17 protein-coding genes are annotated in these 24,214 nt (G+C 44.2%); 12 read left to right on the plus strand and 5 right to left on the minus strand.

From position 1 onward, the window contains the following. Positions 1-79 precede the first annotated feature (79 nt). Positions 80-1,126 carry a succinylglutamate desuccinylase/aspartoacylase family protein gene (locus tag PCAR9_RS09385; protein WP_232091166.1) on the plus strand — a complete coding sequence of 349 codons (1,047 nt, stop codon included), beginning with the start codon at positions 80-82 and terminating at the stop codon, positions 1,124-1,126. A 514-nt stretch (positions 1,127-1,640) separates the two neighbouring features. Here the strand turns inward: PCAR9_RS09385 and cdd are convergent. Then, the gene (gene cdd / locus PCAR9_RS09390; protein ID WP_332066607.1) at positions 1,641-2,048 is read right to left on the minus strand and encodes a cytidine deaminase; all 408 of its coding nucleotides are present in this window, start codon (positions 2,046-2,048) and stop codon (positions 1,641-1,643) included. A 136-nt stretch (positions 2,049-2,184) separates the two neighbouring features. Between cdd and nlpI the strand changes: the two genes are divergently transcribed. Both nlpI and PCAR9_RS09400 read left to right on the plus strand, forming a co-directional pair. Continuing rightward, the gene (gene nlpI / locus PCAR9_RS09395; RefSeq protein ID WP_179983371.1) at positions 2,185-3,087 is read left to right on the plus strand and encodes a lipoprotein NlpI; all 903 of its coding nucleotides are present in this window, start codon (positions 2,185-2,187) and stop codon (positions 3,085-3,087) included. A gap of 12 nt (positions 3,088-3,099) precedes the next feature. Next, positions 3,100-4,743: an SEL1-like repeat protein gene (locus PCAR9_RS09400; RefSeq protein ID WP_179983372.1), complete on the plus strand. Its 1,644-nt coding sequence runs from the start codon at positions 3,100-3,102 to the stop codon at positions 4,741-4,743. Between the two features lie 81 nt (positions 4,744-4,824). Here the strand turns inward: PCAR9_RS09400 and cysZ are convergent, their stop codons facing one another. After that, the gene (gene cysZ, locus PCAR9_RS09405; protein ID WP_179983373.1) at positions 4,825-5,562 is read right to left on the minus strand and encodes a sulfate transporter CysZ; all 738 of its coding nucleotides are present in this window, start codon (positions 5,560-5,562) and stop codon (positions 4,825-4,827) included. 266 nt (positions 5,563-5,828) lie between these two features. Between cysZ and smc the strand changes: the two genes are divergently transcribed. The 3 genes from smc to ligA all read left to right on the plus strand — a co-directional run bounded on the left by smc (position 5,829) and on the right by ligA (position 13,248). After that, complete coding sequence (smc, locus tag PCAR9_RS09410; protein WP_179983374.1) at positions 5,829-9,350, plus strand: chromosome segregation protein SMC; 3,522 nt, start codon at positions 5,829-5,831, stop codon at positions 9,348-9,350. A 20-nt stretch (positions 9,351-9,370) separates the two neighbouring features. Further along, positions 9,371-10,966: a cell division protein ZipA gene (gene zipA, locus PCAR9_RS09415; RefSeq protein ID WP_179983375.1), complete on the plus strand. Its 1,596-nt coding sequence runs from the start codon at positions 9,371-9,373 to the stop codon at positions 10,964-10,966. 245 nt (positions 10,967-11,211) lie between these two features. Beyond that, on the plus strand, positions 11,212-13,248 hold the full coding sequence (gene ligA, locus PCAR9_RS09420; RefSeq protein WP_179983376.1) for an NAD-dependent DNA ligase LigA: 2,037 nt from the start codon (positions 11,212-11,214) through the stop codon (positions 13,246-13,248). A 217-nt stretch (positions 13,249-13,465) separates the two neighbouring features. Here ligA and PCAR9_RS09425 read toward each other — a convergent pair whose 3' ends face one another. Then, the gene (locus PCAR9_RS09425; protein WP_179983377.1) at positions 13,466-13,993 is read right to left on the minus strand and encodes a DUF2062 domain-containing protein; all 528 of its coding nucleotides are present in this window, start codon (positions 13,991-13,993) and stop codon (positions 13,466-13,468) included. A gap of 210 nt (positions 13,994-14,203) precedes the next feature. On the opposite strand from PCAR9_RS09425, the gene PCAR9_RS09430 reads away from it, so the two are divergent. The 6 genes from PCAR9_RS09430 (at position 14,204) to PCAR9_RS09455 (ending at position 21,640) form a co-directional block, all read left to right on the plus strand. Then, positions 14,204-16,789, plus strand: a complete 2,586-nt coding sequence (locus PCAR9_RS09430) for a DNA internalization-related competence protein ComEC/Rec2 (protein ID WP_179983378.1) — start codon at positions 14,204-14,206, stop codon at positions 16,787-16,789. 291 nt (positions 16,790-17,080) lie between these two features. Further along, on the plus strand, positions 17,081-18,829 hold the full coding sequence (gene msbA / locus PCAR9_RS09435; protein ID WP_179983379.1) for a lipid A export permease/ATP-binding protein MsbA: 1,749 nt from the start codon (positions 17,081-17,083) through the stop codon (positions 18,827-18,829). Then, complete coding sequence (gene lpxK, locus PCAR9_RS09440; protein ID WP_179983380.1) at positions 18,826-19,857, plus strand: tetraacyldisaccharide 4'-kinase; 1,032 nt, start codon at positions 18,826-18,828, stop codon at positions 19,855-19,857. The genes msbA and lpxK overlap by 4 nt, the downstream gene beginning before the upstream one ends. A gap of 5 nt (positions 19,858-19,862) precedes the next feature. Then, complete coding sequence (locus PCAR9_RS09445) at positions 19,863-20,057, plus strand: Trm112 family protein (protein WP_179983381.1); 195 nt, start codon at positions 19,863-19,865, stop codon at positions 20,055-20,057. Between the two features lie 42 nt (positions 20,058-20,099). Next, positions 20,100-20,849: a 3-deoxy-manno-octulosonate cytidylyltransferase gene (kdsB, locus tag PCAR9_RS09450; protein ID WP_179983382.1), complete on the plus strand. Its 750-nt coding sequence runs from the start codon at positions 20,100-20,102 to the stop codon at positions 20,847-20,849. Between the two features lie 131 nt (positions 20,850-20,980). Beyond that, positions 20,981-21,640 carry an SDR family oxidoreductase gene (locus tag PCAR9_RS09455; protein ID WP_179983383.1) on the plus strand — a complete coding sequence of 220 codons (660 nt, stop codon included), beginning with the start codon at positions 20,981-20,983 and terminating at the stop codon, positions 21,638-21,640. A 139-nt stretch (positions 21,641-21,779) separates the two neighbouring features. Here PCAR9_RS09455 and PCAR9_RS09460 read toward each other — a convergent pair whose 3' ends face one another. Together PCAR9_RS09460 and rimO are read right to left on the minus strand one after the other, a co-directional pair. Continuing rightward, complete coding sequence (locus tag PCAR9_RS09460) at positions 21,780-22,511, minus strand: substrate-binding periplasmic protein (RefSeq protein ID WP_232091286.1); 732 nt, start codon at positions 22,509-22,511, stop codon at positions 21,780-21,782. Between the two features lie 243 nt (positions 22,512-22,754). After that, positions 22,755-24,209 (minus strand): 30S ribosomal protein S12 methylthiotransferase RimO, encoded by a 1,455-nt coding sequence (gene rimO, locus PCAR9_RS09465; RefSeq protein WP_179983385.1) that lies wholly within the window; start codon positions 24,207-24,209, stop codon positions 22,755-22,757. Positions 24,210-24,214: the final 5 nt, after the last annotated feature.

Here is a 24,214-nt window from a genome sequence, read left to right on the forward strand (position 1 = left end):
GTGCTTTAAAATACTCATTATTGATTATCCTTAAACGTCCTGGCTTACTAGTGCGTTATTTTCTAATGAGTTTTTAAGTATGTCGTTTAAAAAGAAAGCGTTAGCCGGTGTTCTTGTTTCCCTATGTTCCGCGTTAAGCCTTAATGCTAACGCAAATGAACCTTATGAATTGATGGGCGTGACCACACAAACGGGTGAAAAAGCGTCCTACCTTGCTACTGAAAAGCATATTACCCTGCCAGTAACCGTTATTAACGGAAAAGAAGACGGTCCAGTACTGCTACTTACCGCTGGCATTCATGGTGATGAGTTCCCGTCTATGTATGCCTTACAACAACTTCAGCAAAACCTTAATCCTAACGAGATGAGCGGTGTGTTGGTTGTACTGCACTTGGCAAACTTAGATGGGTTCCATGCAAATAGAATTGCGTTAAACCCTAAAGATGAGAAAAACCTGAATAGGGAGTTTCCAGGGAGCGCAGATGGCACACCGACAGAACAAATTGCTGAGTTGCTAACCAGAGAGTTTATTGGCAAAGCTGACTTTTTAATAGACATGCATTCTGGCAGTGCAAACCAAACGTTATTGAATCATGTGTATTCTCCTTTTGTTGGCGACGAGGAACTTGACGCTTTAACATTTGAGTTCGCGAAAGCAACTGGCATGCAGCATATTGTTATGTATGGCGACCGCCCAAGAGATCCTAACAATTCAATTTCTTACCCTAACACAGCTATGACAAGGGGAAAGCCTGGTCTTACTACCGAAATAGGGCATTTAGCGCAAACAGATGAAGAGTCTGTAGAGAAAGCGCTAGAGGTGGCTAAGAACGCTATGTATTTTTTAAAGATGTTGCCAGAACAGTCAAAACCGCACCCTGAGCCAATTATCTACGAAACCATTAAATACCCTAAAAGCTCAAAAACCGGTTTTTTCAAGGCCTCGGTGGAGATAGGTGAAAAAGTGTCAACTGGGCAAGACATAGGTAAGGTCACCGACTATTTTGGTAATTTAGTTGAATCCCTCAAATCGCCTGTTGATGGCACGGTTATGATGGTTAATCAAATGCCAGCCATTAAAGACGGTCAGTCTGTAATGGCTATTGGTATAGAAAAATCTCAATAACATAGTTTATGAAGTAAATAGGCTGGATGATCTAATTCGCCTACTCAGTCAAATAAATGTTAAAGTTAAATCATAAAACTGTGATTAGGAAATGACATGGACTTTCTTTTTAACGTATTGATTTGGGTAGGCGTGGTTATCTTCGCCATTTTTATTATTGGTTTTGTGGCAGCAGCGAAGCTGAATAAGCGCCAAGATGAAAATAATGATTAGAAGGTTGCCAAGCTTGCTATAAAAACTGCAAAAGCAATTGTAGAAAAACAATAAATATTTTCACCCCTTTTATTAAGTTCCTCCGTTTAGTGAAAAAAGGGGGAACAACATGCAAACAGCAATTCTACCATGCGTTAATTCTCAAGTTCTGGTACAACACAGTGTACTACCTTTTGCAAAAGCGCCTTTTCACAAACGGGCTATAAACCTTGCCACCACTGCTTTATAAGATATCAAAAACGAGGCTGGTAGAGGTGAAAACTGCCTGAGCCTCGTTTATTGCAAGGTATGGTTGATAAACCTATTTGTCTAAATCGTGCGCCCTGAAGGCATTGGGGAGTAATTCACCAATTGTGGTTTCAAACTTCTCTCCGCTTTGACTAACCATGGTTACCGGGGTTTCATCTGGCGCAAATTCAGCAATTTTTTGTCTACAGCCGCCACACGGGAAACAAAATTCATCGTTCGGACTGGCAATAACAATGTGTGAAATGCGTTTTTCACCTTGCGTAACCATATTACCGATGGCCGTGGCTTCGGCACATTGGCCTAAAGGGAAGGCCGCGCTTTCTACGTTACACCCTGCAAAGGTCTCTCCACTAGGGGTAAGTACAGCCGCGCCAACTTTAAAATTGGAATAGGGTGAATGAGAATTTTTTTGTGCGTTAAAAGCAAGTTGTGATAGTTGTTCTAAATTATTTTTCTTCATAGCTACCTGTGTTAACCACCCAATACGCTTTACTTTTATCATCAAATGCGAGAAGGTTGGCGGCATTAGCGCCGCGGACAAGCGTATATTATATGCTCAGGCGGTTTTTTCTTTTTTTATAGAATGCTTTTTTACCATGTGCAGAAACGTTAGTCTCATCTTTTTTTCTCTATTCGCTGCTATTTTAACCGGTTGTGCGCAAACACCCCCTGTTTCAGAAAGACCACAAATGGGAAATTTGCTTCTAGCCGAGCCTGCACCTATTAATCCTCGTTCTGAGATGGCGATTGCGCGTTATAATCAAGTGCTAACTAGCCCGGCGCTTTCAGATGAAGATAAAGCTGAGCTTCATTTTCAACGAGGCATGCTTTACGACAGTGTGGGCCTTGCCGGTTTAGCGCAGTTCGATTACACCCAGGCCATTAATTTAAAGCCTGATCTAGCAGAAGCCTATAACTCTATGGGTATTCATTATATCCAGCAGAGTGACTTCATTCAGGCTTACGACGCATTTGACTCTACGTTGGAAATTAACCCTGAGTACGATTTCGCGTTCTTAAACCGTGGCATCGCGCTTTACTACGGTGGCCGTGCAGAACTTGCAACTAGCGACCTTAATCGCTTTTTTGAAAAAGATAACAGTGATCCGTTTCGTGCGCTGTGGTCTTACTTCGCGCATTACGATGTGTCAGAAATGGAAGGCCAAACTTACTTAGCGACTATTCGTCCTACGCTAGACAACGATCACTGGGCAACTTCGCTGGTGGATTTGTTTCTAGGTACTGTTGATGAAAACGATGTACTTAACTCATTGCTCAACGGTGTTAAAAGCCAAAAAGCGCTAACTGACCGTCTATGTGAAGCGTATTTTTACTTAGGTAAATTTCATTCTTTACGCGGAAATAGCGGCATCGCATCTAATTACTTCAAGCTTGCGCTAAGTACAAACGTGTTCGACTACGTAGAACATCGTTACGCAAGAATGGAGCTAAACCGTTTGCGTGATAAAGCTAGCAACGATGTAGCTAGCGAAGAGTAAGCGCAAGGCATTATGCGAGGCTTATTTTTAGCAGTCTTCGCACTGCTTATTGTTGCGGGCGATAGCGGGCGCTATGCCCCCCAACTTATTTCTAACGCAATTAGCGTGCTATTACCATCGCACCCAAACGTAGATGGCGGAATATTAAATAGTGGCTTGTTAGAAGTTGATGAAATTGGCACATCTGATAGCGTTCAGTCTGATACTATCGCCCCAAATAAAACTGATACTACTTTTGAAAACAATCCACGAGATAACGCGCTAGCGCTGCTTTGGTTGGCTGCAAAGCAGGGTAGTGACATTGCCCAAGCCCACATGCTCGAGATATTCGAGAGCGCATATAACAACGGCTTTTCCTCTAAAGGTTCCATTGACCAAGAGACAGCGACCTATTTTCTGGAGAAGCTTGTTAATCTAGAAAATGCCGACGCTGCGTGGCTGTTGTACCAAATCTTAGGCGAAGAGGGTGCTTCAGAGCGTTTTATGCGCTTAGCAGCACTTGGCGATGTAGCGGAAGCACAACTAGCCTTCGCGATGTCTACCGATTCGCCAGAAAAGCGAGAAAAGTGGCTGATACGCGCAGCGTCACAAGACTATTTGCCTGCACAGGCTGCACTGGCCGATTGGTATCTACTTCACGGTCAACAGCAGTTAGCTAAGCCTTTGCTGGCAGCTACAGCAACCTTAGACATGCAAAGCGCGTTTAAGTACGCAAGGCTTTTATGGGGCGAGGGTGAATTCTCAGAAGCTAAGTCGCACTTTAATTTTGCGGCGAAAAAAGGCCATCAGCAGGCGGAGAAAGCGCTAGAGGCCATCAAACTTTATTCTCCTTATTCAGTGGCGCAAGCAACAAGGCAATCTGGCACTTTCAATTGGGAGGGTAAAGCAAATTGCCTGCAGCGCGTTCAACCTTTCGCTACAAGCTTGGCGACCATTATGAGAGCGCACGAACTTTATCAGTCATATAACAATGATTCGCGCCTTAAAAACCTTTCTATTTGTTTAGCTCCGCCTATTTGGCTGAAAACCGATGTGCTGGATTGCGACGCTAACTATAAAAGGGCGGGCATCTTAGGTTGCAATATAACCCCGTTAGCCAATATCGCCAAAAAGCGTAAATTTAGCCATGCAGTAGTAGTGGCCGAGCAGGGCAAAGCGAATGTTCAAAACGGTGTAATGTATTTGGATATTAGTGACGCTTATTCAGTATTTGTGCACGAACTAGCCCATTTTGCTGGCTTTGCTGACGAATACCCCATTGGCAAGGGGATGGCAAACAAACTGTGCGATGAAGACGGAATTGAAGACTTCAGACCGCCCAACGTTGTCGTAGATACTGAGTATTGGTATGCACCACATGAAACGGTAGAGAATTGGCTGTCGATAGACCCCGCAACCATTATTGCTCGCGCTAAAACCTGTTCAGTGTTGGGGCTTAATAGCTACAAACCTAGCCGACGTATTACGTTTATGGAGCACCACGATAGCGGCGTGATCCCGCCTTTATATCTGGTGCTTTGGCAGCAACAGCTTGAAAAGCAAAATGCGCAGCGGCCCATCTCAATGAATTTCTTCCAAGCTTTTCACAATAGCGGCAATCGAAAAGAGGCGGCCCACTGGCTAGCTGAGTACGAAGCATTTACCGGCACTAAATAAGCAGCCGCACACTCTTTTTCGATAACGCCATAGTTCTATTCATTAACCAACTTCACAGCTACTACAACGGGTTATTTCTCCCTACCCTCGAAGCGTAGGCTTTAGCTCTCTTACCCACATAGATGTGGCACCACAAATTGCTACTGGCATAACAATGAAGTTCACCACGGGAATGAGCGAGAACACGTTTACCATCATACCAAAGGTCATTGCTTTTCCTTTGTGTTCGCCCAGGTGCAAGCGCATTCGAGTGAAATCTACCTTGTGGTTATCATAAGGGTAGTCACAATACTGGATAGCCATCATCCAGGCGTTAAATAAGAACCAAAGCACTTGACCGATAATAGGTAGGAAAAAGAACAGCAATAAAAAACCGATGGCGCGAGGTAAATACCAAATGAGTTTAGTCAATTCACGGCCTACAGTGCGCGGAATGTCTTTTACCAACGACATAACGCCTTCATCACCCAAGTCTTGGCCCGTTAAATGGCGCTCAACCTTTTCTGATAACACGCCGTTGAAAGGCGCGGCAATCCAGTTGGCCAAGGTGCCAAATATAAGTGCGAAAATGAGTAACACGCTAATTACCGCTAAAGGCCATAAGAAGAAACTGATGGCCGTTTTTATCCAGCCTAACCATTCTGGTACAAGGTCGATAACATAGGCTATGCCCATTTCTATTTGGCCGAACAGGAAATAAAAAGCAACGGAAAACAGAACAAGGTTTATAATGAGGGGCACAAACACGAAACGCTTTAGCCCTTTCGTCTTTATAAGCGAAAAGCCTTCAAAGAAATAATGTACACCACCTGAACTCATTCATACTCCTTCGCGTTATTTTAAACGCTTTGTTTATTAGCTATTTACTCTATCATACGCCCTTGGTGCGTTCTGTGCCTAACTCGCCGAAATGGTAATTGTTACAAGCTGTTAGTTTTGGTAGAGTCGAAACATAATAACAAAAGAACCTTCTGTGTGATTACATCATTTCCATATCATCCGCTAATTCAGCATCCCATCAAGGGGTATTGGGCTGAAGCTATGACGATTTCGTCCGGCAACTCTGTATATCATAGGGATGATGCGTGAGGCTTAAGAAGATAAAGCTTGCGGGCTTCAAGTCCTTTGTTGAGCCGACTACTATTCCATTTCCCGGGGAAATGACTGCCATTGTTGGGCCGAACGGCTGTGGTAAATCCAATGTTATTGATGCTGTTCGCTGGGTATTAGGTGAAAGTTCAGCGAAGAACCTACGCGGCGATGCGATGACAGACGTGATCTTCAACGGTTCATCTTCACGAAAACCCGTGGGGCAATGTAGCGTTGAACTTGTTTTCGATAACAGTGCAGGGCGGATCGCAGGCGAATTTGCTAACTACAACGAGCTGTCGGTTAAACGATTAGTAACTCGAGATGCCACGTCAACTTACTTCCTCAACGGTACCAAATGTCGCAGACGAGACGTTACCGATCTGTTTTTAGGAACAGGGCTAGGACCACGCTCTTACGCCATTATCGAACAAGGTATGATCTCACGGCTTATTGAATCTAAGCCACAAGAGCTGCGCGTGTTTATTGAAGAAGCTGCGGGTATATCAAAGTACAAAGAGCGTCGCAGAGAAACAGAAAATCGCATCAGGCACACGCAAGACAACCTGGAACGTTTAAACGATGTGCGCGATGAACTTGGCAAGCAGTTGGAAAAATTACAGCGACAAGCTGCCGCTGCAACCCGCTATAAAACATTGCGCGCACAGGCCAGAGAGTTGAAGGGTCAGCTTGCGGCAATTAGATTTCTTAAAAATAGCGAACATATTGAAGCGCTGCAAAAGCAGCAGCAAACACTGCAAATAGAAGTCGACGATTTGAATGCTAAGTTACAAGGTGATGAAGCCGGGCTTGAGTCGTATAAAACTAAGCAAGTTGAGACCAAGCAAGTCATCGATGATCTGCAGCAGCAGTTATTCACCACAAGCAATGCAATCACGCGATTAGAGCAAAACGCCCTGCATGCGAAACAGCGAAAAGGGCAAATAGAGCAAGAGTTAACGCGGATAAACGAACAGCATGAGTTGCTAAACCACTCTATTGATGAAGCGCAGGAAGCACTTGCTGTGTCAAACGAGGCGCTTGAAAACATTGAACCAGAGCTTTTACTGAAAGAAGCTGAGCTGGAACATGCAAAAGCGCGTTTTGAAGACGTAGAGCAGTCGCTAAGAGAGTTTAACGCAAAAGCTCGTGAGCAAGAGCAGACGTACAACCAGCTTCGACAAGACGTGCAACAGTGTCATAGCCAAATTCAGTCTACAATGAGTATGCAGCTTCGCACATCCCAGCGTATTAGCGAACTGCAAGACGAGCTAAAACAGCTTGATGACGAAGACTACTCAGATCAAATAGCATTGTTAGAAGAGCAAGCAAACGAGCTAGATTTTGATATTGATGAAGGTAAACAAGCGGTTCAAACAGCTAGCGAGAAACTCCAAAAACAGCATGCTGAAGTGCAAACTATTGAAGCGAGACATCGTGAGGCGCAGGGTCAGCTGCAAACCGCCCAATCCACTAAATCTGCATTAGAAGCACTTCAGCAAGACGCTTCTAACTTTGAAGATACGCTATTAGAGGGAATAGAAAAGCTTTGGCAACAAATTAGCTCAAGCCAAAAGCTTGCACCCTGTATCGAAGCTATATTACAGCACGCTAGAGACCCTGTAGTCGCGAAAAACTACCCCATACAAGAGCTTTTGAAAAACAAAGCGCGTCTGCCCACAGGCGTAAAGGTGTACACCGAAAGCCTGTTCGTAAGTTCGGCAAAAGCCGGCTCTTTAGCCCATGCTTTATTAACCGAGCTTGGCGGTAGAAACACTTCACCGGCACAGGTTCCCGCATTTTTTGATGATATTTACCTTTGTGAAGACGATGAAGATCTTGCAAGTAAGGTGGAACGCTTAACTGATACCGAAATGAAAAGCGGTGTTAAAGGCTTTACTAGCGCAATCTCACCTTCAGGTTTATGGGCCAGCTCCCATTGGGTCGTTAAACCGGGTGAGGTGAATGACGGTGCTTTACAGCGTGCTAACAAAATTAAATCGCTTACAGATAATATTGAAGCTATTGAAAGTCTCATTGAAGAAGTTGAGCATTCCATTGAGGAAGCGAAGCAAGCTTTTGAAGCATGCGAAGCTCGAAAGCATACAGCTCAAAACGCCTTAGCTGAAAAAGAAAATCAACGGGCTCAGATTAAAAACAAGCTTTCTTTACTTGAAATGCAGCAAGAGCAGCAATCTACTCGCAGCGCCAAACTTAATGATGAATTGGCAAAACAAGAGTTAATGCTTGCCAAAGAAGAAGAGCAGTTGGCGCAACTTTCTGAAAAGTTAGAACTTCTAGAAGCGCACATTCTTGAATACGAAGTGCATATTGATGAAGTTAATGCGAAACGTGAAGAAAATGAGCGAAATACATCAGAATTACGCGCCTCAGTTGATTCATTAACGTCGCAAAATCATGAGCTTGCATTAAAAAAGCAGCAATTTGAAAATCATCAAAACTTATATAGACAGCAGGTTACGCGTAATCTTGAGCAGCGTGAAGAATATGTAAAAAACAAAGAGAGATTACAAAAAGAGCTAGCGCATCTTACGTCTCCGGAAGAAATTCAGGAAGCAGAGCTTCAGTCTCTGCTAGAGAATAAGGCTGAGTTAGAGCAACTAAAAAGCGCTAAGCAGCGCAGCCTTGAAGATATTGAACAGTGGTTGCGAGAAGCCGAAAAAGGGCATCAGGCTCTAGGTAAAGACATACAAACCCGACAGACAAACATCGATAAACTAAACATTGATATTGAAGGGTATCGGGTACGCGCAAATACGATCCTAGAACAGCTTGACGAAACACAGCAATCACTAAAAAGCATTTTAGAAACCTTGCCAGAAGAGGCTGAAGAAAAGCGTTGGCAAGAAGACCTTGAAAAAACGCAAGCCAACCTTCAGCGTTTAGGAGCGGTAAATTTAGCTGCGGTTGAAGAATATGAGACCCAGTCACAAAGAAAGTCTCATTTGGATACACAGCACAACGACCTTACCGATGCGTTGGAAACTCTGCAGTCCGCTATTCGAAAAATTGATAAAGAGACACGCACGCGCTTTTCAAACACTTTTGAGCAGGTTAACGAAGACCTTAAAATGTTATTTCCTAAAGTCTTCGGCGGTGGCTCAGCATACCTTGCGCTTACCGATGATGACTTATTAGAGACTGGGGTAACGATAATGGCTCGTCCCCCTGGTAAGAAAAATAGTACGATTCACCTCTTAAGCGGTGGAGAAAAAGCATTAACCGCTTTATCATTGGTGTTTGCTATTTTCAGATTGAATCCGGCACCATTTTGCTTGCTGGATGAAGTAGATGCACCATTGGATGATGCAAATGTAGGGCGCTTTTGTAACTTAGTGTCAGAAATGTCACAAACAGTGCAGTTTATTTATATCACCCACAATAAAATAGCGATGGAAATGGCTAGTCACTTAACCGGTGTTACTATGGCGGAACCTGGAGTTTCACGTATGGTAGCGGTAGACGTTGACGAAGCTGTAGCCTTCGCAGAAGCATAACAAAGGGCGAAAGAAATTAAATGGAAGATCAATTACGTCTATTTTTACTCCTTGGAGGCACGGTTTTTATCATTGCTGTGCTTGCCCACGGTATTTGGAAAATTCGTAAAAACGGTAAGCCTTCGGAAAAAGAGCGCTTAGAGCCCCGTCAATGGCAGGAGGATGATGGCGAATTAGAATCCGAACCACAGGAAGGTTTTGATGAACTTGGCATTGGTGCGGTTCGAGTGGTTAGCAATTCGCAAAACTCACCTAATAGAGCAGATGAGAGCAGCGCAGCAGAAAATTCAGCTTCTAGCATGTCGTATGATGACTCGGTGAATAACCCAGATAACGGCAGCGACGCTCAAAAATTCAGTAACGATGAGAGCAATCACTCTTCTCAATATGCTTCTTCGAGTGACATTCATAGCCAGAAAGACGATGCTGGCGAAGAACACGCTAATGCCAGCAGCAATGATAATTCTTCGATGTCGCCAGCCGAAAAACAGGATGGAAAAGAGCGCGAAAAAGAAGACGCTCAAGAAGCGCCCAAGCTGTATGGTTCAGTGGTAACGAACCCCAAGCCACACATGAAAGGGCAGGCTCGCTCGATTGATACCGCAACAAGTAAAAGCGATGACAACGTTGCTGCCTTCCCTGAGCCTCCTGGTTTCTTGCTTCGAGAAGGCGACGATGAAGCTCAGTCAGCGCCACAAACACAGCGCGAAGAAAATGCACAAGAGGCGTCTTATTCAGCGCCGAACAACTCGAATGGCTCAAATAACGGTTACTCTGATAATCAAACCACGGCACAGCCCGCACAGGCGCCAGCAGCACCCGTTCGTCCTGCGCAAAAGTTTTATGTAGACCCTACGCTTGAAGAAGAACCAGCACCGGTTCAAGCACCGGCTAAAAACGAGCGAGAAGTGGCTGACTTTAGCTTAGACGCCCAAGAAGATTCATCTTCATTACGGAGTAGCCAGGAAGAAAATGAACAGCCGCGACGTTTTACACGTAGTAAGCGAAGCAAAACACCGATCAAGAAGCGGGAAGAGCCTAATTTTGGCGATGACCAAATGCGCATCGACTTCGACACCAGCGAGCAGGGTAACCCGGAATTTGGTGAAGAGAGCTTTAGTGCAAATGATACACACAGCGACACTGCCACTAGCTCATCTGAGCCAGCAAAGTCATCTAGCGTTGAACCCGAAGTATTGGTGTTAAACGTAAGAGCACCTGAAGGTGAGGCTATTTCTGGTGCTGCGCTTTTACCTATGTTGCTTACACTAGGGTTTAAGTTTGGCGACCAGGATATCTTCCATCGTCACGTAAATTCCAATGGCAAAGGGCCTGTATTATTTAGCCTAGCCAATATGTTTAAACCTGGTGTTTTTGATATTGATAACCTGGAAAATTTTGAGACCCAAGGTGTATCTTTGTTTATGATATTGCCCATTGAAGGCGACCCTCATCAAGTATTCAATATGATGCACAACGCGGCGCGTAAGCTAGCGGACGAGTTTGGTGCTCAGGTTTTAGATGGTCGTCGAAGTGTGTTAACTAAACAGGGCTTACAGCAATACGTTGAAAAAATTCGTGAATTTGAACGCAAGCGTATGATTGCTCGCAGCTAACGCAAGCTATTCAACTGTCTATATCGCACGCTTTGTACGTGCTTGATGATAGCGTAATAAAGGACTTGGCTCATACCCAGGTCCTTTTCTATTAAATAGCGCTACAGCGAGGCTGCAAATTATACTAACCGACTAAAAAGACGGCGGTTTAATGCTTCATTTGAAACAAAAGGTCGTTTGGGTTAAGTAACCTAAGCAACAAATTGTAAAACTTTTAATTATTTATACGGCGTGAAAACAACTCCATGTCAGACTCTTTAGAACAAGCAAAGCAACAAGTTGCTCAACTTCGCAACACGTTAAATGAATACAATTACCAGTACTATGTACTAGACGACCCTTCGGTTCCCGATGCCGTTTATGATAGAGATATGCAGGCGCTAATAGCGCTTGAAAAACAATATCCTGAATTACAGAGCCCAAATTCTCCAAGTCAAAAGGTGGGAGGTGCTGCGCTTTCTGCATTTGAGCAAGTTACTCACGATGTGCCTATGCTGTCGCTAGATAACGCTTTCGATGAAGAGTCTCTATTGGCATTTGAGAAGCGCTTAAAAGACAGGCTTAAAGATACTGCTACTTTGGACTTTAGCTGTGAGCCTAAGTTAGATGGTTTAGCCGTGAGTATTTTGTACGAAAACGGTGAATTAGTTCGCGCTGCAACGCGGGGCGATGGTCAGGTAGGCGAAAACATCACAGCTAACGTGCGTACTATTTCAAATGTACCTTTAACCCTTCGCGGCGATCACTATCCAGACCGCGTCGAGGTTCGTGGTGAAGTGTTTATGCCGCGAGATGGCTTTGCAAAATTAAACGAACATCAAAAAGAAACGGGCGGTAAGGTCTTTGCCAATCCGCGCAATGCCGCAGCCGGAAGTTTGCGTCAGTTAGACTCGAAAATCACCGCTAAACGCCCACTGATGTTTTATGCTTATTCACTAGGCGTTGTACAACCAGAAAGCTTTGATTTACCTTCAACCCACAGTGCGCGACTTGCACAATTGGGTAAATGGGGGCTGCCACTATGCCCAGATATCGACACAGCAGAGGGCGGTAAGGGTTGTTTAAATTACTACAATCATATCCTGGAAAAGCGCGACAACTTGCCATATGACATTGATGGCGTCGTCTTTAAGGTAGACCGCATTGAATTGCAAAACACCCTTGGTTTTGTAGCCCGAGCACCGCGTTGGGCGATTGCACAGAAATTTCCTGCGCAAGAGGAAGTAACCAAACTGGTGGACGTTGAGTTTCAAGTAGGCAGAACTGGGGCAATTACACCGGTTGCGCGTTTAGAGCCTGTTTTTGTAGGTGGCGTAACCGTATCAAATGCCACACTACATAATCAGGATGAAATCTCCCGATTGGGCGTTAAAGTTGGCGACACTGTTGTTATTCGTCGCGCCGGTGATGTTATTCCTCAGGTAGTTTCTGTGGTTGAAGCAAATCGTACGGGTAGTGAAACTGACATTAGTTTCCCAAGCCAGTGCCCTGTGTGTGACTCGCAGGTTGAAAAGCTTGAAGATGAAGCAGTCGCTCGCTGTACTGGTGGGTTAATTTGTGCAGCGCAACGCAAACAGGCGCTAAAACATTTTGCCTCGCGTAAAGCGTTTGATATAGATGGTTTGGGCGATAAGCTTGTTGACCAATTAGTAGATGCTGATCTTGTACACAGTCCTGCAGATTTCTTTACCCTGGCTTTAGGTGACGTTATTGGCTTAGAGCGTATGGCTGAGAAGTCTGCAAGCAAGCTTTTGGCATCTCTAGAAGCATCAAAACAGACCACCCTTGCCAAATTTCTATACGCATTGGGGATCCGTGAAGTAGGTGAAGCGACAGCGGCAAACTTAGCTACGCATTTTGAAACCTTAGAAGCGATTCGTGAAGCTTCATTAGAAGCTTTAGTAGAAGTGCAGGATGTGGGCGAGGTGGTAGCTACCCATATATACAACTTCTTTAACGAGTCGCATAACACCGATGTGATTGACGCACTTCTAAATGAAGGAATCAATTGGCCCGCCATTGAAAAGCCTGATTCGGGTAACTTGCCTCTCGAAGGTAAAACCTGCGTTATAACCGGTACGCTTAGTGAAATGGGGCGTTCAGATGCTAAAGCGCGGCTACAGTTACTTGGTGCTAAGGTGGCGGGATCAGTGAGTAAGAACACTGACTTCCTTGTTGCAGGTGAGAAGGCTGGATCTAAATTAACCAAGGCACAAGAGCTTGATGTAGATGTGTGGGATGAAGCTGCGTTGGTTGCCTTCCTCGCTGAGCATGAAAAATAGACCTGTGAAATAAACGCTAAGAATGCTTTTTAGACTGAGGCCTCTTTGATATTGAGCCTCGGCCTAACGCAGTTCAAGTACAAAACACAGGAACTCTTAAGTCTCACTTCCGATAAAAACCAAAAAAAACGCCACAATGAGATGTGGCGTTTTTTATGTCTTATCGAAAGCAAATGCTGCTATTTACTCTTGCTGAAATTTGCTCTACGGGGCTTTGTTATTGAGCCGTCTGATTACGCATTTGTCTGCGTCTTTCCCACGCTTTTTTCACTTGAAAGCGCCATACCCAGTTTAAGGAAAAGTAACCTGCCAATCCGAAAACCACAGAGCAAATACCACAACCAACTAAAAAAGCGGGCCCAATGGTGTTAATGCTTTCTACCACCCACTGCCAGCTAAACTGGAATTCAAAATGCTCAGGTTTGGTCCCAAGTACAGTAGTACCCACTTTGTAAGCCCCATAAAATATAGGGGGAATGGTAAATGGATTTGTTACCCAGACTGTTGCGACAGACAAGGGAAGGTTTGCTCGAAAAGGGATAGCTAAACCTGCAGAAAGCCACATTTGAAACGGCACAGGCCAAAAGGCAAAAAACAAGCCTATGCCAAACGCGCCAGATGCAGAGCGACGGTTCAGGTGCCATAAATTAGGTTCGTGCAATACGCTACCAAATATTTTTAACGCTTTGTTTTGCTTAATGCTTTGGTGATCTGGCAAAAAACGTCGAATAAATTTCTTAGGCATAAATATCAATGCATCTCGAAAATAAAATCAAAAAAGACAGAAAAAATAACAGCAAACGGGATTGCGCAGCACGGTTTTGCACTAGCAACGTTCACTCACTGTCAATTGCTACGTGAAAACATGGTCAATCGTATCACAATTTGCCTAAGCTGTTTTTGCGTTGGCGCAATAAGTGCGGTTTTATGGCAAAAACTTCCAAGTACCCACACCATGGCATTGATGATTGCCATATTGGTGATAGCTATTGTTGTCATCTTACTGTTTTCTTTAAAAAAACCTAGGTCCAATAAGACCATTTTTGATGTACAGCTATGTTGTGCAGTGAGCGGCTTAATACTCGGCGTACTGTGGGTGGCGAGTGTAGGGCATTTTTACTACGCTTGGCAACTGCCCAAGGGTAAAATTCAACAAGATGTCACAATATCGGGGCGAGTTTTATCGCAGGGATGTGTTTCTAATAAAAGTAATAACTCAGAGGCCGCTTTTCATTATGTGGTAAGCATTACGTCGGTAAATGGCGAGAGCGTCGCGACATTTTTAGATGATGGCGCAGTGCCAAAACCCCTGAATGCTGTTTTATCTTACGCTTTCAACTTTAGAGCTCGCCTTGCTCACAAGCAATACAAGTTTTCAAGTGACAATGTTGAGCGAGTGCAACGCTCACAACGTGGTTTAGATGATGTAAAGCAGCACGTCACATCGCAAGCGTCAGAAAAGTCTGTCGGACTTAAATGTTTGCACAATGGCGACACGTTTACAGCGGTTGTTAAACTTAAGCCTGCATACGGTACGGTCAATCCCGTTGGAGCAAGCCGCCAGCAGCAGCTGGTTAGTCAGTTTATTCATGTCACTGGATATATTAAATCTATAGAGCACGATAAAACCACGCATGAGCATTCGTTGCGCTATGACCTTTCGACAACGCTAGAAGCGCAGAATCTCAATAACCTCAATTGGTGGCGGGCGCTACTGCTTGGCGATAAGGCTGGGTTTACAAAAGACAACTGGGCGCTGTTACAACGCACAGGTACCGGGCACATATTTAGTATATCCGGTATGCACTTATCACTTATTGCCGGGGTATGCTTATTAGCTTTTAACCCGATAATTTTCATACTTAGACACGTTTTCGATATATTCGGTAGTGTGCATTACTTCTTAGCCAGCATAACAAGCATAAGGTTAAAGACAGTAGATCGAGAGAACAAAACTGATCGACGTTCAAAGTTATTAACTATTAAAGCGCCGATTAGAGCCATAGTGCTCTGCTTGCTTGTGGTTATTTGTTTTTTTTATGCGCTGTTAAGCGGAAGTGCCTTGCCCGTTGTGCGAGCCTGGGTTCTTGTAGCTATTGGCTGCGCGTTGTCGCTTTCACGTAATGCATGGAGGCCAATAAATATTGCGTTAGCTATGCTGGCGTTGAGTTTGCTGCTTTTCCCGCTTTCTATGTTAAGTGCAAGCTTTTACTTAAGCGTAGGTGCAGTGGTGTGTATTTGGTTTTTAGTGACCACATGGGGGCTACAGCGCTCACCTTGGTATGTGTCGCTAATAAAGCTGCAAATAGCGCTAACGCTTATAATGATGCCGCTAACACTCATCTGGTTTGATAGTGCAAGTATTATTGCGCTAATAGCAAACTTGATTGCCTTACCCGTTATAACTTTGTTGCTGCCCGTTTGTTTACTCTCTCTATTGCTGCTTCATTTTATTCATTTCGGCCCAGTCCAAGAATTGGCAAGCGCACTATTTCAAACAAGTGATACCTGTTTGGGGTATTTATTGTCATTTCTAAACCTGCTTAGTGGCTTTTCATTAAGTGCAGTTGATGTTCACCAGGGTAATGGCGCTACGCTCTGTTTGCTTGCTGCTGTTGTTATTTTTCTGTTGCCTGCATGGCGCTACAAAAAAGTATGTATCCTAATTTTGTCCATACCTTTTTTTAGTTTCATTCAAAAATGGTCACCCGTTAATGAGGAGCCTTGGACGCTTCACGTTTTTGATGCTGGCCAAGCTAGCGCGATCGCTATTACAAGAGGGAGTAGAGCAATCATTATTGATTCTGGTGCTCAGTTTGAGGGTATTGCTCGCACAGCGACCGCACACCTGCTTCCATTTCTGGAAGGTACACATGTTTCAAGCATCGATGTTGTTATTCATACACATAGTGATAACGACCACGCGGGAGGTTTATCTGCGGTTAAACTTCATAGTTTGGCAGCACACGCCAGCTTTCATTCGCCTACCGCGGGATGCGAGAGAGGCAAGCGTGTTTATTGGCAGAATTTGACCGTCGAATTTTTATGGCCGCCAAAGGGCAATAAGCAAGACAATAATGCCATGTCCTGTGTGGTTAAAGTTTCTGGTCAGTCTGGCAGCGTTCTTATACCCGGTGATATTGAAAAGGCGAGCGAGTACGCCCTGATCACACGTGAAATACAAGAGATTTCAGCAAAAGAAAGCGCGTTAATACCAAGCTTTTCAAATTTAAGTGCTGATATTCTTATTGCGCCCCATCACGGTAGTAAGACCTCATCTACTGATGTCTTTATAGAGCATGTTGCACCAAGGGCTGTGATCTTTACCCAAGGTTTCGAGAATCGCTGGCAGTTTCCAGCAAGTGAAGTGGCTAGGCGATACAAGTATCATAAAGTAAAGCAGTATTTAACCAGTTACCACGGCTATGTTAGGGCAACGTTTACCCAGGGCAGTTATCACATAGATACCCAGCGATATACTTTGCATAAGCGCTGGTATTTGAGAGGCATTAACCCGCGACATTTAGAAGCACAACCCTAGCTCATCAATAACTAGCACTTCAAAAGCCGGCACCTCAAAAGCTGGTACTTCAACACCCTGTAAATAGTAAAAAGCCATTCCTGCATTCCCACGCTTTGCTAGAAACCTTGCCAGCGCCTTCTGGTAGGGCAATTACCTATGAGGGTTGGTATTATAGTGAAGTGACCACACATTGTTCAGTTAGTTGGCAGACTAACCAATTTTGCCTCTATATTAGTGAATTAGAGTGAGAACGAGTACAATACTCTTAACGCGTTTTCGTTAACGTTTTAAACAGGTTAAAAAAACTACATGCAACAAGCCGACAACTCGGATTATCAAATTAAGCGCTTTTTACAGTATCTGAAAGCGTACAAAGTGCCTTTTGTGTTTGCCATTATCGGTATGATTGGTTATTCCGCGGTAGATACTTTTGTATTTTCACAGCTACAGCCAATGATTGATGAGTCCCTAGGTAATAACGATAAAGATTATCTTCGGATGGCTGCGTACGCCATAGTTCCATTGTTTCTATTGCGCGGCGTGTTCAATTTCTTAGGCAGCTATACATTAAACTGGATTGGTGCCCAAGTTGTTATGCGCATGCGCCAACAGCTGTTCGATAAATACATCCATTTACCCGTGTCATTTCACGATAATCATGCAGTTGGCGGGCTTATAAGCAAGGTTACTTATGATACTGAGCAAGTAGCTAACGCTTCTGGTAAAGCGTTGTTAACGCTTGTCAGAGAAGGCGCGCTGGTTATTGGTTTGCTATGTGTCATGTTTTATTACTCATGGCAACTTTCACTTATTTTTCTTTTGATTGGCCCTATCGTGGCGGTGATTGTATCTATTGTCAGTAAACGTTTTCGCATCGTTAGTAAAAGCATACAAAAATCAATGGGCAACCTTACGTCGTCAGTAGAGCAGGCGGTAAAAGGTCACAAAGTTGTGATCATGTTTGGCGGCCAAGAAATAGAGCAGAAGCGCTTTAACCAGAAAAATAATCACAATCGCCAGCAGTCGATGAAGCTTCATGTGACCTCTATATTAAGCGTATCGTCAATTCAGGTTATTGCATCAATAGCGCTTGCTGTTGTTTTGTTTATAGCCAGTACGCCGGGCATGCTAGAAAAGCTAACGGCTGGTGTGTTTATCAACGTCGTATTTTGCATGGTAATGCTTCTGAAGCCTCTAAAACAGCTCACTACCATTAACAACCAATTCCAAAAAGGCATGGCAGCGTGTGCCAGTATCTTTGAAATTCTTGATGAAGCTGATGAAGAAGATAAAGGTAAAACAAAGGTTGAACGCGCTACAGGTAAGATAGAATTCAACGACGTCACCTTTTCTTACCCGGGCAAGCAGACACCTGCATTGTCAAACGTGAGTTTTAAAGCTAACCCCGGCGAATCAATTGCCCTAGTAGGGCGTTCGGGAAGTGGTAAGTCGACAATCTCGTCGTTACTTACGCGTTTTTACGTACCGCAAGAGGGTGAAATACGCCTAGACGACAAGCCGCTTAACGACATTGACCTAAAAAATCTGCGAGCGCAGTTTGCCGTGGTTTCACAAAATGTGACGCTATTTAACGATTCTATTGCGAACAACATTGCTTATGGTGCGCGAGAGAATGTATCTCGAAAAGACATTGAGAATGCCGCTAAGATGGCGCATGTTGAAGAGTTCTTATCGAACCTACCTGATGGTTTAGATACGGTTATCGGTGAAAATGGCCTAATGCTATCGGGTGGTCAGCGACAGCGTATTGCTATTGCTCGGGCAATCCTTGCCGAAGCGCCCATTTTGATTTTGGACGAAGCGACTTCTGCCCTTGATACTGAGTCTGAGCGTTTAATTCAAGATGCGCTGGAAACGCTGCAAAAACGTTGTACCAGTATTGTTGTGGCGCACCGGTTGTCTACCATCGAAAATGCAGACTGCATTATGGTGGTTGAGCAAGGCCGCATTCTAGAGAAAGGCAAACACAATGAGTTGCTTGAAAAAGGCGGTCATTACGCACAGCTGCACGCACTGCAATTTGGTGAGGCTAAGTGAGTCAATTGCAAAGTAAAACCAAGCACGATAAATGGTATTATGGCCATCCATTAGTGTGGCTTCTATCACCGCTTGCGCTGTTGTTTTACTTTGTCTCAGCACTTCGACGTTTATTATTCAAGGTAGGCCTTAAAAAAGCTTACAAAGCGAGTGCGCCTGTCATTGTAGTTGGCAATATTTCGGTAGGTGGAAACGGTAAAACTCCGGTCGTATTGGCGCTAGCCGATTACTATCAAAAACAAGGCGCAAAGGTTGGTATTTTAAGTCGCGGGTATGGCGCTAAGTCACCGTTTTATCCTCGATTAGTTAACGGCGAGGACGATGCTTCTGAAGTAGGCGACGAGCCCCGTTTATTAGCTATAAGAAGCCAGTGTGATGTAGTTATCGACCCAGTGCGTGCGCGCGGAGCCGCTTACTTAGGTGACGAGTTGCAATGTGATTTAATTATCTGTGATGATGGCCTTCAGCATTACGCGCTTCATCGCGATGTTGAAGTTGTGGTAATGGATGACAGAAAAGTGGGAAGCGGCTTTTTGTTACCAATGGGGCCACTACGTGAAGGGCAATGGCGTTTAAATACCGTTGATGCGGTAATCCATAATAGCCGTTCAATGCCAACATTCAATAATGCCGTAGCGCCTCAATATTTGATGACGTTAGTCGCAGGGGATTTTACCTGTGTGGCTAACAGAGTGAAAACCACAACGCTTGAAGAGATTAAAAAAGTGCCGTGCAGCGCAATTGCTGGTATCGGTTCTCCCCAGCGCTTTTTTTCTCAGCTTAGAGAAATGGGTATTCAACTTTCTTCTGCCACTCCATTGGCTGATCATCATGCTATAACGCCTTCAGATATACCTAACGGCAGAGTGTTAATGACGGAAAAAGATGCGGTGAAAGCGGCATCCTTCGCCCACGACGATTGCTGGTTTTTACCCGTTACCGCTCATTTAGCGCCAGATTTTTTTAATTTAGTAAACGTAAAACTTGCCAAAGCAGGTTTAAAGATTCACCAAAACGGACAGGAATAATAACAATGGCCTTTGATAAGAAGCTTTTAGAAGTTTTGGCTTGCCCAGTGTGTAAGGGAAAATTAGTACTTAGTGAAGACAAGACTCAGTTAATTTGCCGATTCGATAGGTTGGCTTTTGATATTAAAGATGGCATCCCTGTACTTATCGAAAGTAAAGCAACTGCATTGTCGTTAGACGAAGTAGACGCAACGCGCTAATAAAACGTTTAATTAAGTGGTAAGTAGGGGCAAATAAAAGTTATGTCATTTACAGTTGTGATACCCGCTCGGTATGGCTCAAGCCGGTTTCCAGGCAAACCTTTAGCGTTAATTGGCGGAAAACCAATGATTCAACACGTCGTCGAGCGTGCTAAGGAGGCTGGCGCCGATACCATCATAGTGGCAACCGACGATGAGCGCATTCAAAACGTAGTGGCTGGTTTTGCCAAAGTCTGTATGACGTCAGTTAATCATCAATCGGGAACAGAGCGTATTGCTGAGGTTGTCGAAAAAGAAGGCATTGACAGCGCTACTATTGTGGTGAATGTACAGGGTGACGAACCCTTTATACCTGCAGAAAATATCAGACAGGTTGCCGACAACCTTGCTAATGCGCCTCAGTGTCAAATGGCTACACTGTCTACGCCAATCGAAAGTGTTGAAGATGTATTTAATCCAAATATCGTAAAGGTATTGGTGAATGAAAAGGGAGAGTCAATCTACTTCTCGCGTTCTCCCATTCCCTTTGAACGGGATCACATGATGGCGAACCCACAATCTGCAAACACGTCGCTGTACAAACGCCACATAGGTATTTATGCCTACCGCGCTCAATACATTAAGCAATATGTGGCGTATGCACCTAGTTCGCTCGAACAGATAGAGTCATTAGAACAGCTACGTGCTATATGGTATGGCGATAAAATTCACTGTGAAGTTGCGATAGCGCCACCTCCGGTTGGAATTGATACACCAGAAGATCTAGAACGGCTTTTGAAGACTATAAAATAACGAGAAATGAGTGCAGAAATAGGGCTTAGGACTTATTAGTATTGAGCGATAAACCCTAACGAATCAGCCAGTTCTTGTGAAAGGTTAATGAAACCTTTTTAAAGCATACACATTGTAACAAGGGAACCGTTATGAACGTAGTAATTACCGGTGGCAATAGAGGCATAGGCCTTGCGCTTACCAAGCAATATAAAGCACGTGGCGCAAAGGTTTATGCCACATGTCGTAATAGCTGTGATGAGTTAAACAGTGCAGGTGTGACAATTATCAAAGGTGTGGATGTATCTCAGCCTGAGACATTGGCTGAAAAACTTGCTCCTTTAATGGATATCAACATTGATTTGCTCATCAATAATGCTGGTGTACTTGGACGTGAAAGTCTTGATGACTGGGACCCAAACACTATCGACTACCAGTTTCGCGTTAATGCTATGGGCCCACTTCTTGTTACGCAAACACTGCTGCCTGCAATGGCGCAGGACAGTAAAATTGCGTTAATCACCAGTCGCATGGGGTCAATGGCTGACAATGGTTCAGGCGGTTATTACGGCTATCGAATGTCTAAAGCTGCGCTAAATGCAGCGGGTGTTTCTATGGCCAATGACTTAAAGGCTCAAGGAATTGCCGTAGGTATCTTCCACCCTGGATTCGTGCAGACTGAAATGGTAAATGGGGCAGGGGATATCGACGCTGATACGTGCGCCGAACGTTTGTCGCAAAGAATAGATGAGCTAAATGTATCTAACGCCGGTCGCTTTATCCATTCAAATGGTGAAGTATTGCCTTGGTAAGCTCATTGCTAGCTTCCCACGAACTTAAACGTAAACGAATTAAAATAAAAGAGTGCTTATAACTAAGCGCTCTTTTATCTTTGCCTTTAATTTTTCTATTTTACCTTTCAACTACGTTTTCGTATTGAGTCGTAGATTGCTACCGCGTTAAATTATATGTGTTAATAATCTGTTCAATAGACCCGTCCTTCAAACGAGCGCTAAGGGCATCATTAAACTCTGGGAATAGCGACGCACATTTTGATTTGGCAGAGATAGCAAAATGCACATTGTTTGATGATATAGCCGACTGACTTAATTGCATGCCATCGTTCTCTGGTGCGTTCAAGTGGCTTAGTGCTGCGCTTTGTGGTGAAACTGCGTAATCAGCACGATGACGACGTATCATTTCATACATCTTGTCGTGATCTTTAACTTCGATAATTTTCAAGTTTGACCTAATGCTATCAAACTTTTCACCTAAGCTTATACCTCGTGGCATTACACCAATATATTGCGTTAGTGCGTTAAGCGAAATTTCAGTACCTCGTGTTTGCACCAATGAGGGCGAGAGCACAAGGTATACCTCATCTGTTGCGAATGATGCGGTGATAAGCCACTTTCGACTTCGGGCTTCGTTCCAATAGTTTCCCGCCAGAATATCAAGTTCACCCGCGTCGAGTTTAGATTCAATGCGTTTCCATGGTAATCCGGTTTCTATTTTTAGTGTGACGCCCAAATCCTGCGATAATAGCGTTAAAACGTCAAACGCTATCCCCGTGGCTTTTAATTTTCCATCAAACTCGTTAAAGGCATAAGGAAACCACTGCTGTGCTCCCGCGGTTCGTAAAGCTTTACACTCTGTGTTGGCAAGTGCACTAGGACTGAACACACTAGTCAAAATGAGTAATATCCTAAACGACAAGATGTAGTGAGATAAATGTTTCGATTTGGAGTAGGGGAACGTTGCCATATTTTATTTACGTACCACAGAAGATGGCGTTGATTGTGTTACTTATTTAATTGTGTATAAGCCGCTTTATACATAAAACCCTATCGACTGGCAATTAGCCGATAGGGTAACAGAAGTAACGAATAAATGAGTTGTTAGTAGAGACCGCTTTTGAACCGGAAGTTACAGCACGGAATCAGTGCCTTCGTCTTCTTCATCTTGTTCTTCAGACAGTACAGCCCACACGTCGTGTTCGTTAGCGTGAATAACTTCAGCCCATACACGATCGCCCGGTTTTACGTCATAAACACCGTTTAAGTGAACCAGGCCGTCAACTTCTGGTGCATCTGCGTAAGTACGACCAACTGCTCCTTCTGCATCGACACTGTCAATAACAACTTGATATTCGTTACCGATTCTAGCTTGTAAACGAGCTTGGCTTATCTCACCCTGTACTTCCATAAAGCGCGCAAGGCGCGCTTGTTTTATATCGTCTGGTACTGGGTCAGGCAGGTCGTTTGCTCTTGCTCCTTCAACGGGTGAATATGCAAATGCGCCAACGCGATCAAGCTGGGCCTCACGAAGGAAATCCAATAGTTCTTCAAACTCTTCTTCTGTTTCGCCCGGAAAGCCAACAATAAATGTGGAACGAATGACAAGCGACGGGCATTGCTCGCGCCATTTCTTAACACGTTCAAGAACGCGTTCGGCACTGCCTGGACGCTTCATTAATTTGAGGATGCGTTTATTGGCATGTTGGAAGGGAATATCCAAGTATGGAAGAATTTTTCCTTCGTTCATTAGCGGTATTAGGTCATCAACGTGTGGGTAGGGGTATACATAGTGTAAACGGACCCAAATACCCATTTCACCAAGCTTTTCACACAGTTGCTGCATGTGTGCTTTAACAGGCATGCCGTTCCAGAACCCCGTTCTGTGCTTAACATCAACACCATAAGCGCTTGTATCTTGTGAAATAACCAATAATTCTTTCACGCCCGCTTCTTTTAGACGCTTGGCTTCATCAAGCACATTGCCCACTGGGCGGCTGACAAGGTCGCCACGCATAGAAGGGATAATGCAGAACGTGCAACGGTGGTTACATCCTTCTGAAATTTTCAGGTACGCATAGTGACGCGGCGTTAATTTTACACCATGGTCAGGAATGAGGTCTTCAAACGGGTTGTGATGTGGTTTTGGAAGATGATCGTGTACTTGTTCCACTACCGTTTCGTAGGCATGAGGGCCAGTAATCGCTAACACGTTCGGGTGAAGCTCTCTAATTTCGTCCTCTTTAACACCTAGGCAGCCAGTCACGATAACTTTACCGTTTTCCTTAAGTGCTTCACCGATGGTATCTAGCGACTCTTCAACTGCCGCATCAATGAAGCCACACGTATTAACGATAACGAGATCAGCATCGTTATAGGTAGGGACGACGTCATAACCCTCGGTGCGAAGTTGAGTAAGAATACGCTCAGAATCAACTAAGTTCTTAGGGCAACCTAAGCTAACAAAACCAATTCTGCTGCCATTGCTTTGCTGCGAAGGTTTGTTATCACTTAATACCTTCACTGGCGTTTCTAGCGTGGTGGTTTTATTTACTACTTTGTTTGGATTAAACGTTTCTACTGTCATCTAAA

Origin of the sequence: Alteromonas macleodii (assembly GCF_903772925.1) — a bacterium.
Lineage (GTDB): Bacteria > Pseudomonadota > Gammaproteobacteria > Enterobacterales > Alteromonadaceae > Alteromonas > Alteromonas macleodii_A.